At 65.9% G+C, this 16,694-nt stretch carries 14 protein-coding genes and 2 rRNA genes (1 of these 16 cut by a window edge); 11 read left to right on the forward strand and 5 right to left on the reverse strand.

Annotation, left to right across the window (positions count from 1 at the left end; translation table 11 throughout):
• The 4 genes from E6C72_RS17470 to E6C72_RS17485 form a co-directional block, all read left to right on the forward strand.
• Positions 1–1,367: ribosomal RNA gene (locus E6C72_RS17470) — 23S ribosomal RNA — on the forward strand (it extends 1,380 nt beyond the left edge of the window).
• Positions 1,368–1,515: 148 nt separating this feature from the next.
• Positions 1,516–1,631: ribosomal RNA gene (gene rrf / locus E6C72_RS17475) — 5S ribosomal RNA — on the forward strand.
• 218 nt (positions 1,632–1,849) lie between these two features.
• Positions 1,850–2,938 carry a bifunctional DNA-binding transcriptional regulator/O6-methylguanine-DNA methyltransferase Ada gene (gene ada / locus E6C72_RS17480; protein ID WP_109865255.1) on the forward strand — a complete coding sequence of 363 codons (1,089 nt, stop codon included), beginning with the start codon at positions 1,850–1,852 and terminating at the stop codon, positions 2,936–2,938.
• Positions 2,935–3,633, forward strand: a complete 699-nt coding sequence (locus tag E6C72_RS17485; protein ID WP_247876140.1) for a 2OG-Fe(II) oxygenase — start codon at positions 2,935–2,937, stop codon at positions 3,631–3,633. The genes ada and E6C72_RS17485 overlap by 4 nt, the downstream gene beginning before the upstream one ends.
• 4 nt (positions 3,634–3,637) lie before the next feature.
• Here the strand turns inward: E6C72_RS17485 and E6C72_RS17490 are convergent, their stop codons facing one another.
• The 4 genes from E6C72_RS17490 to E6C72_RS17505 are packed head-to-tail and all read right to left on the reverse strand — an operon-like array spanning position 3,638 to position 7,447.
• The gene (locus E6C72_RS17490) at positions 3,638–4,453 is read right to left on the reverse strand and encodes an ABC transporter permease (RefSeq protein WP_109865254.1); all 816 of its coding nucleotides are present in this window, start codon (positions 4,451–4,453) and stop codon (positions 3,638–3,640) included.
• Positions 4,450–5,214 carry an ABC transporter ATP-binding protein gene (locus tag E6C72_RS17495; protein WP_109865253.1) on the reverse strand — a complete coding sequence of 255 codons (765 nt, stop codon included), beginning with the start codon at positions 5,212–5,214 and terminating at the stop codon, positions 4,450–4,452. Before E6C72_RS17495 ends, E6C72_RS17490 begins: the two co-directional genes overlap by 4 nt.
• Positions 5,215–5,237: 23 nt before the next feature.
• Positions 5,238–6,215: a YVTN family beta-propeller repeat protein gene (locus E6C72_RS17500; protein ID WP_109865252.1), complete on the reverse strand. Its 978-nt coding sequence runs from the start codon at positions 6,213–6,215 to the stop codon at positions 5,238–5,240.
• On the reverse strand, positions 6,212–7,447 hold the full coding sequence (locus E6C72_RS17505; RefSeq protein WP_247882126.1) for an ABC transporter substrate-binding protein: 1,236 nt from the start codon (positions 7,445–7,447) through the stop codon (positions 6,212–6,214). The genes E6C72_RS17500 and E6C72_RS17505 overlap by 4 nt, the downstream gene beginning before the upstream one ends.
• A gap of 240 nt (positions 7,448–7,687) precedes the next feature.
• Between E6C72_RS17505 and E6C72_RS17510 the strand changes: the two genes are divergently transcribed.
• From E6C72_RS17510 to E6C72_RS17535, 6 genes are all read left to right on the forward strand, one after another.
• Entirely contained in the window at positions 7,688–8,563 is an 876-nt protein-coding gene (locus E6C72_RS17510) for a transporter substrate-binding domain-containing protein (protein WP_109865251.1), read from the forward strand.
• Between the two features lie 43 nt (positions 8,564–8,606).
• Positions 8,607–9,461 (forward strand): quinoprotein dehydrogenase-associated SoxYZ-like carrier, encoded by an 855-nt coding sequence (locus tag E6C72_RS17515; protein ID WP_109865250.1) that lies wholly within the window; start codon positions 8,607–8,609, stop codon positions 9,459–9,461.
• Positions 9,458–10,411, forward strand: coding sequence for a quinoprotein relay system zinc metallohydrolase 1 (locus E6C72_RS17520; protein ID WP_109865249.1), 954 nt, complete (start codon positions 9,458–9,460; stop codon positions 10,409–10,411). The genes E6C72_RS17515 and E6C72_RS17520 overlap by 4 nt, the downstream gene beginning before the upstream one ends.
• A 237-nt stretch (positions 10,412–10,648) precedes the next feature.
• Complete coding sequence (locus tag E6C72_RS17525; RefSeq protein ID WP_109865248.1) at positions 10,649–12,418, forward strand: methanol/ethanol family PQQ-dependent dehydrogenase; 1,770 nt, start codon at positions 10,649–10,651, stop codon at positions 12,416–12,418.
• Positions 12,419–12,625: 207 nt separating this feature from the next.
• Positions 12,626–13,054 (forward strand): cytochrome c-550 PedF, encoded by a 429-nt coding sequence (gene pedF, locus E6C72_RS17530; RefSeq protein ID WP_211100498.1) that lies wholly within the window; start codon positions 12,626–12,628, stop codon positions 13,052–13,054.
• Between the two features lie 57 nt (positions 13,055–13,111).
• Positions 13,112–13,570, forward strand: coding sequence for a cache domain-containing protein (locus E6C72_RS17535; protein ID WP_109086321.1), 459 nt, complete (start codon positions 13,112–13,114; stop codon positions 13,568–13,570).
• A 120-nt stretch (positions 13,571–13,690) separates the two neighbouring features.
• Here the strand turns inward: E6C72_RS17535 and E6C72_RS17540 are convergent, their stop codons facing one another.
• Positions 13,691–15,487, reverse strand: coding sequence for a tetratricopeptide repeat protein (locus E6C72_RS17540; RefSeq protein ID WP_109086322.1), 1,797 nt, complete (start codon positions 15,485–15,487; stop codon positions 13,691–13,693).
• Between the two features lie 244 nt (positions 15,488–15,731).
• Between E6C72_RS17540 and E6C72_RS17545 the strand changes: the two genes are divergently transcribed.
• Positions 15,732–16,649, forward strand: a complete 918-nt coding sequence (locus E6C72_RS17545; RefSeq protein ID WP_247882128.1) for a L,D-transpeptidase — start codon at positions 15,732–15,734, stop codon at positions 16,647–16,649.
• Positions 16,650–16,694 lie beyond the last annotated feature (45 nt).

Here is a 16,694-nt window from a genome sequence, read left to right on the forward strand (position 1 = left end):
TATTCGTGGGCCTGGCGGAGGTGACGGATTGGAAAGCGTGTACGATCTTATCGGATTGATCGTGCTGTGGACCGGTTCCAGGAAATAGCCCCGCCTTATAGACCGTACCCCAAACCGACACAGGTGGACTGGTAGAGTATACCCAGGCGCTTGAGAGAATGGTGTTGAAGGAACTCGGCAAATTGCCCTCGTAACTTCGGAAGAAGAGGGCCCCGTTTGGACGCAAGTCCAGGCGGGGGGCACAGACCAGGGGGTAGCGACTGTTTACTAAAAACACAGGGCTCTGCGAAGCCACACAAGGCGACGTATAGGGTCTGACGCCTGCCCGGTGCCGGAAGGTTAAGAGGAGAGGTGCAAGCCTTGAATTGAAGCCCCGGTAAACGGCGGCCGTAACTATAACGGTCCTAAGGTAGCGAAATTCCTTGTCGGGTAAGTTCCGACCTGCACGAATGGCGTAACGACTTCCCCGCTGTCTCCAACACCAACTCAGCGAAATTGAACTCTCCGTGAAGATGCGGAGTTCCCGCGGTCAGACGGAAAGACCCCGTGCACCTTTACTACAGCTTTGCAGTGGTGCTAGGGACTTCATGTGTAGGATAGGTGGGAGGCTTGGAAGCCTGGGCGCCAGCCCGGGTGGAGCCAACCTTGAAATACCACCCTTGAAGTCTCTGGCATCTAACCGTGGCCCGTTATCCGGGTCCGGGACCCTGCATGGCGGGTAGTTTGACTGGGGCGGTCGCCTCCCAAAGTGTAACGGAGGCGCGCGATGGTGGGCTCAGAGCGGTCGGAAATCGCTCGTCGAGTGCAATGGCATAAGCCCGCCTGACTGCAAGACTGACAAGTCGAGCAGAGACGAAAGTCGGCCATAGTGATCCGGTGGCTCCACGTGGACGGGCCATCGCTCAACGGATAAAAGGTACGCCGGGGATAACAGGCTGATGACTCCCAAGAGTCCATATCGACGGAGTCGTTTGGCACCTCGATGTCGGCTCATCACATCCTGGGGCTGGAGCAGGTCCCAAGGGTTCGGCTGTTCGCCGATTAAAGTGGTACGTGAGCTGGGTTTAGAACGTCGTGAGACAGTTCGGTCCCTATCTGCCGTGGGTGTCGGAGTTTTGCGAGGATCTGTCCCTAGTACGAGAGGACCGGGATGGACATACCTCTGGTGCACCGGTTGTCACGCCAGTGGCATGGCCGGGTAGCTAAGTATGGACGGGATAACCGCTGAAAGCATCTAAGCGGGAAACCCACCTCTAAACCAGAGCTCCCTTGAGAGCCGTGACAGACCATCACGTCGATAGGAGGCATGTGGACGGGCAGCAATGTCTGAAGCTAAGCCTTACTAATCGCTCGATCGGCTTGATCTCGACCCCACAAACCGCGCCATGCGCAGCAGCAAGCCTGCTCACAAAACAGCAGCTTGACAGCACGCGCCGCAGTTCGATACTCCTCCCTCACTTGCACTGAACAAGCTACAAGCTTCGGAAAAACAGCGTCGGTCTTGAGCCTGGGTGACCTGGTGGTCATGGCGAGGTGTCAAACACCCGATCCCATCCCGAACTCGGCCGTGAAAAGCCTCCGCGCCAATGGTACTGCGTCTTAAGACGTGGGAGAGTAGGTCGCCGCCAGGTCACTCAGCCTCAAGAGACGCTCAACCAAACGCACTAAGCTTGCACATCTTCATGGCACAGACGAAACGCCCCGGCCCAAAAAGCCGGGGCGTTTGGCGTTTGGGATGGATCGCCGCAATTTGGAAGCAAGCGGCGGAGTGTGCCGGTCAGCTGGGTGGTCCAGATTGCTCCCTCATCACACCACGGAACCTGTAAGGTTCGTGCAGGGAGAGGGACAGATGACCGTCGCAACCGACATCGCCACCCATGACGCCATCGATCTGGAGGCGGACCGTTGGGCGGCATTGCGCCGCCGTGACCCGGCCGCCGATGGGCGCTTCGTCTATGCGGTCCGCAGCACAGGCGTCTATTGCCGGCCGAGTTGTGCCGCGCGGCCGGCGCGGCCGGAGAATGTCGCCTTCTATGCCACCAATGCCGAGGCCGAGCGGGCGGGATTCCGGCCCTGCAAGCGCTGCCGGCCGGATGGCCCGAGCCAGAGCGACCGGCGGGCCGAGGCCGTCGCCTCCGCCTGCCGCCTGATCGAAAAGGCGGAGGAGACGCCACGATTGGAGGAACTCGCTGCCGCGGCGGGGATGAGCCCGCACCACTTCCACCGCATCTTCAGGCAGGTCACCGGCATCACCCCGCATGCCTATGTCCAGGCTCATCGCGCCGCCCGTGTTGTCGATGCTCTGCAACAAACCGGCAGCGTGACCGAGGCAATCTACGAGGCCGGCTATGGCTCCTCCGGGCGCTTTTACGAGACCGCCGGGGCACGGCTGGGGATGACGCCCACCAGCTACCGTAAGGGCGGCGCGGGGGAGACGATCCGGTTCGCGGTGGGGGCGTGCTCGCTCGGCTCGATCCTGGTGGCTGCGACGGAGCGTGGAGTCTGCGCGATCCTGCTCGGCGACGATCCCGACATGCTGCTCCGTGATTTGCAGGACCGCTTCCCCAAGGCGGAGTTGATTGGGGGTGACCCTCATTTCGAGGTGACGGTGGCGCAGGTGGTCGGATTCGTCGAGGCGCCGGAAGCAGGTCTCACCCTGCCGCTGGACATTGGCGGCACCGCCTTTCAACAGCGGGTGTGGCAGGCTTTGCGCGCCATCCCGGCCGGTCGGACCACAAGCTATGCCGAGGTTGCCAGCGCCATCGGCGAGCCGGCGGCGGTGCGGGCGGTGGCAAGGGCCTGTGGTGCCAATCCGCTGGCGGTGGCGATCCCCTGCCATCGGGTGGTGCGGTCCGATGGTGGCCTCTCCGGCTACCGCTGGGGCATCGAGCGCAAACGCCACCTGCTGGCCCGCGAGCGCAAGGAGGCGGCGCAGTGACCGTGATCGAGGATCTGGACTGGATGCGCATCGAGGCGGAACTGGAGTCGGTTGGCCATGCCGTCGCAGGGCCATTGCTGGATGCGGAAAACTGCAAGGCGTTGGCAGGGCTTTATGAACAGGACATACCCTTCCGCAGCCGGGTGGTGATGGAGCGGCACGGATTCGGCAAGGGCGAGTACAAATATTTCGGCAACCCGCTGCCGGATCCGATCACGGCCTTGCGCGGACCGCTCTACCGCCGGCTGGAGCCGGTCGCCAATCGATGGGCTGCCGCGATGGGGCTCGAGACCCGCTATCCGGCGGAGCATACCGAGTTTCTGGAACGCTGCCATGCCGCGGGGCAGACGCGCTCCACGCCGCTGCTGCTGAAATACGGTCCCGGCGACTACAACTGTCTGCATCAGGATCTGTATGGCGAGACGGTGTTTCCGTTGCAGGTCGCCATTCTGCTGTCGGTACCGGGCGCGGAGTTCACCGGCGGCGAGTTCGTCCTGACCGAGCAGCGGCCGCGCATGCAATCGCGCGCTACTGTGGTACCGCTGGGGCTTGGAGAGGCGGTGATCTTTGCGGTGGACCAGCGTCCGGTTCAGGGCACCCGCGGCGCCTACCGCGTCCGTCATCGCCATGGGGTCAGCCCGGTGCGCTCGGGCGCGCGCTACACGCTCGGCATCATCTTTCACGACGCGGCGTGAGGCGTCACCCCGCCGCCGACGGCGCCCGCGATCCCATGCCGCGCACCGGGGAATAGCCACGCACCGCAAGCGCCGCGAACAGCAGGGTGGCGCCGGTGACGACCGCAAGCGCCAGCCCGTCGATCCGGCCATAGAGCGCGAAGCGGATCAGCTCCACCCCGTGGGTGAAGGGGTTGAGGCTGCACAGCCACCACAGCAGCGGCCCAGCCTCTTCCATGCGGTAGAGCGGGTAGAGAGCGGAGGACAGGAAGAAGAGGGGAAAGACGACGAAGTTCATCACACCGGCGAAATTCTCCAGCTGGCGGATGGTGGAGGCCAGGACCATGCCCAGCGCCCCCAGCATCAGCCCGTTCAGCAGCAGGGCCGGCAGCACGGTCAGCGGCGCCCATACCGGAAGGTCGATGCCATAGAGCCTGACGATCAGCAGGAAGGCTGCCACCTGAAGGATCGACACCACCACCCCGCCGAGCAGCCGCGCCACCAGCAGGAAGGCGCGGGGCAGCGGGCTGGTCAGCAGGATGCGCATGCTGCCCATTTCGCGGTCGTAGACCATCGACAGCGAGCCCTGCATGCCGTTGAACAGCTGGATCATGCCGATCAGTCCCGGCACGATATAGACCTCGTAGGGGATGTAGGTCTCGTAGGGCGGGATTATGGCAATGCCGAGCGCGGCGCGGAATCCGGCGGCGAAGACGAACAGCCAGACCAGCGGCCGGACCAGCGCGCCGAGGAAGCGCTCTCGTTGATGGATGAAGCGGAGCACCTCGCGGGCGACGATGCCGCGGAAGGCGATCCCCCAAGTTCCGAAGCGACCGGTCATGCTGCGGCCTCCACCTCGGCGGTGGGGCGGGCGGCGGTCAGCCGGTCGAAGCTTTCCGCCACGGTGGCGCAGCCGGCCTCGGCATTCACGGTGGCAACCGGCCCGCTGGCGCGCACCCGGCCGCGGTGCAGGACAACCACATGATCGGTGGCGGGATCGATCTCGTCGATCAGGTGGGTGGCCCACAGTACGGCGATGCCATCTTCCGCGCACAGGGCGTGGACATGGCGGATCAGGGTGCGGCGGGCGGGGATGTCCAGTCCGACGGTGGGCTCGTCCAGCAGCAGCAGCGTCGGGCGGTGCAGCAGGGCGCGGGCGATCTCCACCCGCCGGCGATGGCCGCCGTTCAAGGCGCGAACCTTCTCCCCCCGGCGTTCGAACAGGGACAGGCGGGTGAGTTCGGTTTCGATCCGCCGGTCGGCCTCGCGCCGACCTATGCCATGCAGGGCCGCGAAATAGCGGAGATTCTGCAGCACCGTCAGGTCGAGATCGAGCGTCGGCTGCTGGAACACCACGCCCAGGTGAGCCAGGGCGTCGCCCGGCGCCCGCGCGATGTCGTGGCCGTGGATGCGCACATGACCGGCGGTGGCCCGCAGCAGGCCGGTTGCGAGCGCGAACAGCGTGCTTTTCCCCGCCCCGTTGGGCCCAAGCAGGCAGGTGAAGGCGCCGGGCATCACGCGGAAGCCGACATCCTCCAGCGTGAAGCGGCTTTCGCCATAGCCATGGCGCAGCCCCTCGACCTCCAGTGCCGGCACCGTCATTCCGCCGTCCTTTCCCTGTACCCTCAGCCCTTGACCGCCACGCCCCAGGGGTAACGGCCGACCTTGACGGTCTTGGTCACCTTCAGGCTTTCGACGTCGATCACCGACACGTCACCGCTGACCCCGTTGGTGGTGTAGAGCATCTTCTGGTCCGGCGTCAGCGCCAGATGCCAGACGCGGCGGCCGACCAGCAGGTAATCCTTCACCTCGAAAGTCTTGGCGTCCACCACCGCGACATGGTTGGCTGGCCCCAGCGCGACGAAGGCATAACGGCCATCGCCGGTCAGCTTGACGCCCACCGGCTGGATGCGGTCCTTGGCGACGCCCTTGATGTGGAAATCGATGACCTTCTTCACTTGGCGCGTGGCGGTGTCGATGACGCTGACGGTGCCGCCGATCTCCGACGACACCCACAGCTGTGAGCCGTCCTTGGTAAACTGGGCGTAGCGCGGGCGGGGGCCGACCAGCGTGTTGTCGACCACCGCGCGCTTTTCCATGTCGATCCAGTGGACCATGCTGGTCGTCTCTGAGGTGTTGACACCCCAGCGGCCGTCGGGGCTGACGTCCATCCCTTCCGGCTCCACCCCGACATCGACCTGGAAGGCGACCTTACGGGTCGACACGTCGACCACGGTGACGATGTTGCTGTCCTCGTTGGCGATGATCAGGCTCTTGCCGTCGGGGCTGAGGGCGAACTGTTCGGGGTCCTCGCCGGAGGGCAGGTTATGGACCACCGTCTTGCTGGCGAGGTCGAAGACCTGCACCGTGTGGTCGTCGCTGGCGCAGATGAACAGCTGGGTACCGTCCCTGGACAGGGTTATGCCGCGCGGGCGCTTGCCGACCTTGATCGTGTCGGTGACCGCCATGGTCTTGCCGTCGATCACCGACAGCGTGTTGTCCTTTTCGTTCGACACATAGATGGTCTGGGCCGAGGCAGCCGACGCCAGTGTGGCGGCGATCAATGCGGCCAAGGAAATGCCAGTGAAGCGGGCGGCGGTCATGGCGTGGTTTTTCCTCGCGTCTTGCAGAGCGTTTCCGGTTGGTCGTAGCCCAGGCTGTCCAATTCGGTCCGTGGGTGGAGGAAGCCCTCCTGCGGCGATACTGACACCAGCGAGCGGTCGGCGGCGAGCAACACCGGCTGGCGCAGCTGGCCGTCCCAGGGTCGCAGGCTGAGCGGTGCGCCGCGGAAGGCGGACATGGTGAAGTCGGGCGACTGGATGAAGGAGATCAGGCGGTCGGGGTCGGCGGTGCGGGCGCGGGCGGCGGCCTCACCCACCACGCGGACTGCGGTCCAGTCATTGTGGTCGCGCGCCGTCATCGGTCGTTTGGCCAAAGCCTTGAAGCGGGATTGCAGCTGCGCCGCCCCCCATTGCTCGTGGGTGCGGTGCCAGACGGTGGGGACCAGCCCCTGGGTGCCGGCGACCGGGCGGGGGTCGGCGGTGCGGTAGGACAGGTAATCGCCGAACTCGCCGACCTCGTCGGCGACGACCAGCACGTCATAGGCCTTGGTCTGGGTGAAGACCGGGATTTCGGATTCGGCCGTGCGGTTGACGTCGCTTTCGGCGGTCCAGTTCTTTTCCGCCACGATCTGGGCACCGAAGCGCTTGGCGGCGCGGCGGACGGCATCGGCATAAAGCTTATCCTCCGGCCGGCGGCCGGTGACCAGGAACCAGCGCGGCCAGCGCTTCTTTACCAGATATTGCCCGAGCGCGTCGGCGAGCATCGCCCGGCTGGGGGCCACATGGACTAGATTCGCCGCGCAGGCGCTGCCGCGCAGGGCGTCGTCGGGGGCGGTGGCGTTCAGCAGCAGCAGGTTCCGCGCCTCGGGCAGCCTCGACAGCGCCTCCACTGTGGCGCCGGGGGCGTCGATGATGACGAAGCGGTCACCGCGGTCGGCCAGATCGCGCAGGGCGGCGGCGGCATCACCGTCCGGCGGCACCTCCACGCTGTCCAGTACAAAGGATTGCTTCAGGAACTTGCCGGTCGTGTTGTTGTCGGCGATGGCGAGCGTGGCGCCGGCCAGACCATCGTCGGCCGTCGGCTCGTCCGGGTTGGCAACGGAGGGCGGCGGTTCAGGGGTCTGCGACAGAAAGCCGATTCGGATCTCGCTGACGGTTCCCGCTGCGGTTTCGGTGGCCGCACCGGCTCCCTGCGTGACGGCCAGCAGGACGGTGCCGAGTACCGCCAGCGATACGCTGCGGAGAAGGCGGGACAGGAAGGGCTTGGTCATCATATCCGTCGGAGCGCCAACAGTTTGGCTCACAGCCTATCGGGTGAACTCTGCTGGCGGAATGCGACTATCGATGCATGGACAGGAAGGAGAGCGGCTGTGGCGGCAATCCGGCGGAGTGCCGGGCGGGGCCGCGGCATCTTGTACGAAAGTCCAATTATTGGCATGGCGGAGTGGTGCCTATCCTGGAAGCCCGTTGTCCGCCGCCTCTACCAGACGACTCCACCACTGCTGGAACCTGTCATGGCGTTTATGACCCGCCGCCGATTCCTGTCCGGACTGGCCACCAGCTGCGCATCCCTCGGGATCATGTCCCCGCTTGGCGTCAAACAGGCTGCCGCCCGGCCGCTGGACGAGGTGATTGAGCGTGGACGGCTGCGCGTGGCGGTTTATCGCGAGTTTCCGCCCTTCTCCTTCCAGCGCGATGGTGTCCTGGTCGGGATCGACGTCGATCTGGCGCGGACCATCGCCGAGAAGCTGGGCGTCAAGGCCGACATCTACGAGCAGATTCCCGGAGAGACGGTGTCGGACGACCTGCGCGTCGCGGTGTGGCGCGGCAGCCTGTTCGGCGGCGAACTGGCCGACATCATGATGCACATCCCATATGACAAGCGGTTTGGGTTGATGAATCCCGAAGCTGTGCTGTTCGGACCCTATCACCAGGAGGTCTTCGCGCTTGCCCGCGATCCGCAGCGGGTGCGCTCCGCCGTGCTGGCGACCCTGCCGGACGAGCCGATCGCAGTGGAGATCGACAGCGTTCCCGACTTCTTCCTGCTGGGCTTGCAGGGCGGGCGTCTGCGCAGCCGCATCATCCATTGTCCGACGCCCGAGGCCGCCATCGCGAAGCTGACCATCGGCGAGGCTGCAGCGGTGTTGGCGCCGCTGAGCCAGATACAGGCGGCGCTGGGGGCGAAGATGGAGCAGTTCCCGGTCACCACCGTGACCCTGCCGGGCATGATGACCTCCAACTGGAACATCGGCATGGCAGCCAAGGAAAACTCCCGTGACCTTGTCTACAGCATCGGCGATGTGGTGACGGCCCTGACCGAGGACGGGACGATCGCGAAGATCTTTGCCGCCTACGGCGTCACCCACACCCCGCCGCCGCTTGTGGAGTGAATCCGGGGGGCAAGCGGACGGATCGGCTGTCGGGAGGGGATAGATGAGATACGCGCTGCACCAGATGGCGCTTACCGGTGCGATGCTTGCCGTTGCCGGCTCCGCTTTTGCCGCAAGCTCTCCGGCCGACCCGCTGAACTCCGTGATGTGGGACGCGTTGCGCGACCAGTATTTCGCCGGGGCGCCGGTTGTGTTCGACAACGCTGTCAAGGTCACCGCCCCTGCGTCGGCGGAGGATACCCGCGCGGTGCCGCTCTCCGTCGATGCCACGGCGCTTGGGCGGGTGGTGGAGATGGTGGCGATCGCCGACCTTAATCCATTCCCACTGGTGCTGCGCTACCATCCGGGCAATGCTGCGCCCTACATCGCAACCCGGATCAAGATCCAGCAGGCCACCGCCGTGCGTGGTGCGGCGCGGACGACCGACGGGGTGTGGCATGTCTCCGGCGTTATGGTCGATGCGGCCGGCGGCGGGTGCAGCGCGCCGCCGGCGTCCTACGCCCAAAAGGACTGGGCCGACCATGTCGGCGAGGTGCAGGCCCGGCTGTGGCCGGCGGCGGAGGATGGGGTGGCGCGGCTAAGGCTGCGGATCCGCCATCCCAACGACACCGGGCTGGTCGATGGCATCCCCGCCTATTTCGTCGAGACCTTGCAGGTGGATGCGCAGACCCCCGGCGGCTCGCCGACGCTGGCGCGCATCGACAGCCTGGAGCCGGTGTCGGAGAATCCGATCTACTCGCTGGATGTCCGCCCGCCGCCGGACGCTACCGCGCTGATCCTGCGCGGCCGGGACAACCAGGGCGGCGAGATCCGGGCGACCATCCCGATGCCGCCGCCCGGCGCCAAACCGGCGATGTCGCTGAAACCTGTCGGGCAGCCGTGGAGTGTCGGGCAATGAGCGTGCCGCTGCTGCGCCGGCTGGTGCTGTCCGCCATCCTCGCCACCGGGCTGATGTCGGGTGGGGCAAATGCCGCAGGGACGCTGACCTACGATCTGAAGCCGACCAGGATCGCCCCCGACACCTATGTCTTCGAAGGCTCGACCAAGCATTTCACCCGTGCCAACGGCGGCAACATCCTGAATTCCGGCTTCATCGTCACGGCGGACGGGGTGATCGTCATCCAGGCCGGTCCATCCCGCCGTTATGGCGAGGAGATGCGCGCGGCAATCCGCAAGGTCACCGAAAAGCCGATCCGCAAGGTCTTCGTCAGCAACCTGCACCCGGATTACTGGCTGGGAAACCAGGCCTTCGCCGATGTGCCCATCGCGGCGCTGCCCGGCACCATCGCCGGCATCCAGGAGGAGGGCAACGGCATCGCCGAGAACATGTACCGTTTGGTCGGTGACTGGATGCGCGGAACCGAGGTGACGCTGCCGACCGAGCCGGTCTATGGATCGACCGTGAAGTTCGGCGACCACCGCCTGCGGCTGATCCCACTGACCGGCCACACCGCTGCCGACCTGATGATCCTCGACGAGACGACCGGCGTGCTGTTCGCCGGCGGTGTCGTCTTCTGCGACCGCACCCCGACCACGCCGCACGCCACCGTCGCCGACTGGCTGAAGGAGCTGGATGCGGTCGATGCGCTGGACATCCGGCTGCTGGTGCCCAACCACGGCCACATCCGTCCCGACAAGGCCTGCGTCGCCCAGACCCGCGACTGGCTGACCTGGCTGGACGGCACGCTGCGCCATGCCGTCGAGTCTGGGCTCGACATGGCGGAAGCGCTGGACCTGCCGATTCCCGATCGGTTCCAAGTGTTGGATGTGCTGCGGGAAGAGTATCGCCGCTCCGTCGCCCATCTTTGGCTGAAGATCGAGCAGGCCGCTCTGCCGCGGGTCAATTGACGAGGTGGTGACGTGGAGGGGAACTGACGCTTACGCCTGCTACTATCCGACAATTTACCCAACCGATCATCCGTCTACACTGCCGAATATCGTAGAGCGACGCGGTCCCTTCGGCCGCCAAAAGCTTGAAAAAGCCGCCCCGATTCCGTTCGCACCGCCGGACCAGCCCGTCCGGCGGCAACGGGCGGGTCTTGCCCGGGCGGTGCCGTCATCATCAGTTTTGGGAGGCAACCGCACATGAAGCGCCTGGTTACAAGTCTCGCCCTGGCAGCCTCGCTGACCGCGTTCAGCGCCACCGGCGTCCTCGCCGCCGCCGACGCCGCTGGTGGCCCGTCCAGCGACGATCTGCTGAAGAGCGCCACCAACACCGAAGCGGTCCTGACCTATGGCATGGGGCCGCAGGCCCAGCGCTTCAGCCCGCTGACCGACCTAAACGCCGACACGGTCAAGAAGCTGGTCCCGGTCTGGTCCTTCTCCTTCGGCGGCGAGAAGCAGCGCGGCCAGGAAGCCCAGCCCATCATTTATGACGGCACCATCTACGTCACCGGCTCCTATTCCCGCCTCTATGCGGTCGATGCCCGCACCGGTCACAAGAAGTGGGAATACAACCACCGCCTGCCCGACGGCATCATGCCCTGCTGCGACGTGGTCAACCGCGGCGCTGCGATCTACAAGGACAAGATCTACTTCGCCACGCTGGACGCCCGCCTCGTCGCGCTGAACCGCGAGACCGGCAAGGTGGTGTGGAACAAGAAGCTGCAGGAATACAAGGAAGGCTATTCCAACACCGCCGCTCCGCTGATCGTCGACGGCAAGATCATCACCGGCAATTCCGGCGGCGAGTTCGGCGTCATCGGCATGGTCGAAGCCCGCGATGCCGAGACGGGCGAGCTGGTCTGGCAGCGCCCGACCATCGAAGGCAACATGGGCACGCTGAACGGCAAGGACTCGACCGTCACCGGCAAGACCAACGCCAGCTGGCCGGGTGACATGTACAAGACCGGCGGCGGCGCCACCTGGCTGGGTGGCACCTACGATCCGGAAACCAAGACGCTGTTCTTCGGCACCGGCAACCCGGCGCCCTGGAATTCGCACCTGCGTCCGGGCGACAACCTCTACACCTCCTCCACGCTGGCCATCAATCCGGACAACGGTGAGATCAAGTGGCACTACCAGACCACGCCGCATGACGGCTGGGACTTCGACGGCGTGAACGAGTTCGTGTCCTTCGACCTGAAGAAGGACGGCAAGGTGATCAAGGCCGGCGGCAAGGCCGACCGCAACGGCTTCTTCTACGTCATCGACCGCAACACCGGTAAGCTGATCAACGCTTCGCCCTTCGTCACCAAGATCACCTGGGCGAAGGGCATCGACATCGAGACGGGCCGTCCGATCTACATCGACGACAACCGTCCTGGCGCTCCGGCGACCGGCGACGCGCATGACGCCAAGGGCAAATCGGTCTTCGCCGCCCCGGCCTTCCTGGGCGCCAAGAACTGGATGCCGATGGCCTACAACCCGCAGACCGAGCTGTTCTACGTCCCGGCCAACGAGTGGGGCATGGACATCTGGAACGAGCCGATCACCTACAAGAAGGGTGCCGCCTATCTCGGTGCCGGCTTCACCATCAAGCCGCTCTATGACGATTACATCGGCGCCCTGCGCGCCGTCGATCCGAAGACCGGCAAGATCGTCTGGGAATACAAGAACCCGGCCCCGCTGTGGGGCGGCGTGCTGACCACCGCCGGCAATCTGGTCTTCACCGGCACGCCGGAAGGCTATCTGAAGGCCTTCGACGCCAAGTCCGGCCAGGAGGTCTGGAAGTTCCAGACCGGCTCCGGCGTGGTCGGCAGCCCGGTCACCTGGAAGATGGATGGCGAGCAGTATGTCGCCGTCGTGTCCGGCTGGGGCGGTGCGGTGCCGCTGTGGGGCGGCGACGTCGCTAAGCTGGTGAAGGACATCAACCAGGGCGGCTCGCTCTGGGTCTTCAAGCTGCCGAAGGCCTGATAGCAGGCAGACACAGGCGCAAAATCGGCGGACCGGAGCAATCCGGTCCGCCCATTCCCGTTTTCGGGACTCGCATAGTCATATCAAAGCATCCATTTGATGGTGTCCTACCATAGTCCAATTATTCGTAGGTTGCTCTGCTGATAACATCTGATCATGCGAAGCAAAAGCCGCATGGCGGCTAGAAACAGAGGGAACGTCTTTCTCATGAATGCACGGATTGTTCGGCTTGCAGCCGCGATTGGTCTGATCGGCGCCGTCTCTCTTCCCGGTCTGGTTTTCGCCCATGGCGATGTTGTCCCGCAGCCGGTCGACACCAGCGGGCTGGAAAAGCTGGGCGACAAGTGGCGGGACAGCAACCCCTACCGCGGCAACCCGCGCGCCATCGAGATCGGTTCGTCCGCCTTCAACCAGAACTGTGCACGCTGCCATGGTCTGGGCGCGGTGTCCGGCGGCATCGCCCCCGACCTGCGCTACCTCGAAAAGGGCGATGCCGGCGACGAGTGGTTCAAGGAGCGCGTCACCAACGGCTCGATCCGCAACGGCGTGACTTACATGCCGCAATTCGGTGAGGCTTTGGGCCAGGAGGCTCTGTGGTCGATCCGCTCCTGGCTGGAAACCGTGCACGAGGACTGACCCCCTGCCGGATCCTTGGCTCCTTTCCTCCATTCCTCTCTTCCAAGGTGGTCATCCATGATTCGCAGAACCGCATCCCTGGTCGCCGTCGCGGCCGCCCTGCTGACCGCACCGGCCTTCGCCGCCGATCACGCCACTCCGGAACAGGCCAAGTCGCTGGTCGCCGAGGCCGTTGCCTATCTGAAGGCCAAGGGGCCGGATGAGGCGGCCAAGGCCTTCCAGGATCCCAAGGGCAGTTTCCGCCGCGGCGAGCTGTATGTCTTCGTCTTCGACACCGATGGCCGTTACGTCGCCTCCGGCGCCAACCCGAAGCTCGCCGGCTCCGACGCCGCCCAGTTGAAGGATGCCGAAGGCAAGCCCATCGTGCAGGCGATGATCACCGAGACGAAGGACAAGCCGAACGCCGTCATCGACTATGTCTGGTTGAACCGCCAGAGCAACAAGGTCGAGCACAAGCATTCCTACGTCACCCGCGATGGCCGCTACATCGTCGGTGCGGGGACCTACGACCAGTGATCGTCTGATCCTTCGGCCACCATCGAGGCTCTCAAACAGTTCCGCCCGGCTCCTGCACGAAGACTTGCTTCGTGCAGGGCCGGGCGGAAGGCGTTTGGGAGGGCGGGGGAGGGGGCGGCTTCAGAACAGCCTCTGCGCCTCGCGCGCATAGTGCAGCAGCTTTTCCGCCGACCGTGCGCGATCCGCGGTTTCGGCAAAGCGGGTGCGTGCGGCCTCGACCGCCTGCGCCCGTGCGGTGCTATCCTGTCCAAGCGTCACGGCGCGTTCCAGGAAGGCGGTTTCGTCGGCGACTGTCATGGCCGCACCGGCGATCCCGGCGATATCGCCTTGGGCATAGGTCACCACCGGCAGCCCGTCGGCCAGGGCGAAGGCGGCACTGCCGCCGCCGCCCTGTCGCGGCGGATTCAGATAGGCGGTCGCCACGTCGTACAGTCCGCGAATGGCCTCGACATTGCCAAGCGCGCGCATTCGTGCCGCGTTGCGGGCGGCGGCAATGCGGCCGGGCAGTTCCGTCACCGCGCCGGCAAAGGCGACATGCCCATCGGGCACACGGTCGAGCAGGCGGTCGAGCGTCTCCACGAACTCCGGCCCGACCTCCTGGTCCAGGCGGTTGCCGACGACGACATAAAGCGGACCATCCGTGGGAAGGCCGAAATCGGCGCGGCTGCGGGTGGGACCGGCATCCGGCAGGGTCCAGCCGAAGGAGAAGGGACGGAAGCGTGCCCGCGCCTCCTCCGGCCAGCCGGCGGCGCTGTCTTCCGGCGCATAGCCCAGCAGAAGCGTGGCGAGCGAGGGCGGCAGGCCACTTGAGGTCGGCAGGAACACCACTGGTCGGCTGCGGGCGAACAGGTCTGCCACCGTGTTGGAGCCGCCGAAGGCGACGATCACGTCCGGGTCGAAACGCTCCACCGCATCGACAATGGCGGTCAGTTTTTCCTCGTCGAAACGCGGCTGGGGGAAGGACAGCATGCGGACCTTCGCGCCATGGGCGGCCAGGGTCTGTTCACCGTCATACTCTTGCGTGACGTTGTAGCTGTATTCGGGAACGAAGCCGTTCTCGCCCTCCACAGCCATGGCGTTGGGGTTGACGATCAGCACCTCGCAGCCATGGTCGTCCTGCAGCCGGCGGGCATAATCGAAGGCGTCGGCGGTCGGCTGGTGCCCCTCGCCCAACATCTGGTTGGTGATCAGCGCCACCCGCTTTACCGCGGCGCGCGGCGCCGCGCGGCGCAGGCGGGAGTCCAGGCCATAACGGCGGGCCGTTTCCTCCACCAGAAGCCGGTAGAAGCGGCGGAAGTCGCCCTGGGTGAAGGCACCGATGTCGCCCTTGCGTGCATCGCCCTGGAACAACCGCATGGCGATGCCCCAATAGGCGTAATGCATCGACGGCACGGAGAAGCGCAGAGGGTCGTCCAGCGCGGCGGTCACCAGATTGCTGTAATAGGCGATGTCGCCGGTCAGCAGGAACAGCAGCGACTGGCGCCGCATCACGTCGCCCATGGTGTAGCGGGCATCGACCTCCGCGGCGGCGGCGGCGCGGATGTCGTCGTCGTAACGGCGGATCAGGTTGGCCAGCGCGCCGACATTGCCCCAGCCATCCCCTTCGTTGGTCAGCAGGGTCAGGGCGCGGGCGAAACTGAGGGCCGCCTCGCGATAGCGGCCGGAGGCATGCAGGGCGTGGCCCAGATTGGCGTGGAACAGCGGGGAACCGTCGTCGCCGGCCACGGCCTGGGCGATGCGGTCGACCGCCTCCTCCGCCCGGCCTGATTGCAGCGCGATCACCCCCAGCAGATGCAGGGCGTCCGGATGGCCGGGCGAAGCGTCCAGCACGTCGCGGTACAGCCGTTCGGCCTCCGCTGTGCGGCCGGCGCGGTGGTGTTCCGTGGCGACGGCCAACGTCTGCTCGATCTGGTCCATGATGCGCGTCCTTGCTGTCCGGGGCGGCCCCGTTCCCCGGCGACCGTCGTCCCATGCTGTTTACCCTGTTTTAGGGGACACGCGATCAACTTTCAGCATGCATGGATTTACGACCATCCGGGGAGACCGCGGCTGCGGCATCGTCCTCCGACCGACAACAGCCGTCACCGGCATCCTGGCACGGTGTCTTTTTCTGGCTTTCCTCATCGTCGTCGCGATGAGCGGCGCAGAAGATGCCCTGGCGATGGACGCCGCATCGAATGGCCCATCCATCGCCATCAGCCTTGCCGACCGGCGTCTCTACATGACAGGCCCTGATGGTGGCACCCGCAGTTTCCCGGTCGCCATCGGCCGTCCCGGCGTGCCGATTCCCGTTGGCGACAGCAGCATCCGGCGCAAGCGCCGCGACCCGACGTGGCGGCCGACCGCGAACCAGCGGCGCGACAATCCCGCCCTGCCGCGGGCGATTCCGCCCGGGCCGCACAACCCGCTGGGCAAATTCGCGCTCGACCTTGGCTGGCCGGCCATCGCCATTCACGGCACCAACGATCCGGAGTCGATCGGCACGCGGGCCAGCGGTGGCTGCTTCCGCATGCTGCCCGAGGACATCGAAACCGTTTTCGCGTTGGCGGAGGTCGGCACGCCGGTCCGGGTGGTGCGGGACTCGTTGGGGGGAGGCGCGCCGGAGCTGCCGGTCTCCCGGCCGGTCAAGGCGGTTCCGGTAGCGGTTCCGGCCGCTGTCAAGGCTGCGCCGACCTCTCCGCCGCCGCCGGCATCGCCTCCCCCGGAGGAACCACCACCGGCACCGGTCGCCGATCCGCGCTGCGGCACGGTGACGGCGCCGCTGCGCCGGATGATCTGCGACGTTCCGGCGCTTGCCCTGCTCGACGGCCGGGCCCGTGGGACGCAGGAGCGGTTCCTGGCCGGCATCGCCGATCCGGCGGCCCACGCCGCCGCGGCCTATGAGCTGATCCAGGACGAGCGGCGCTTCCACGAGCGGATCGCCGCACTCTGCTGGATTCGCAGTGGAACCGAAGGCGATCCGGCGCTGGCCGCCGCGGCGCAGTCCTGCCTGACGACAGCTCTCGACCGCCGGTTGAGCGATGTCGCGGAGCGGACCGCGGCCTTGCGCGGCGGCACCCGGATTGCCGGCCGGCCATAGCGGGAAGGGACGAATCGCATTGCCGGCGGTCATTCTGGCTTGCCT

This window comes from Azospirillum sp. TSH100 (genome assembly GCF_004923295.1).
Taxonomy (GTDB): domain Bacteria; phylum Pseudomonadota; class Alphaproteobacteria; order Azospirillales; family Azospirillaceae; genus Azospirillum.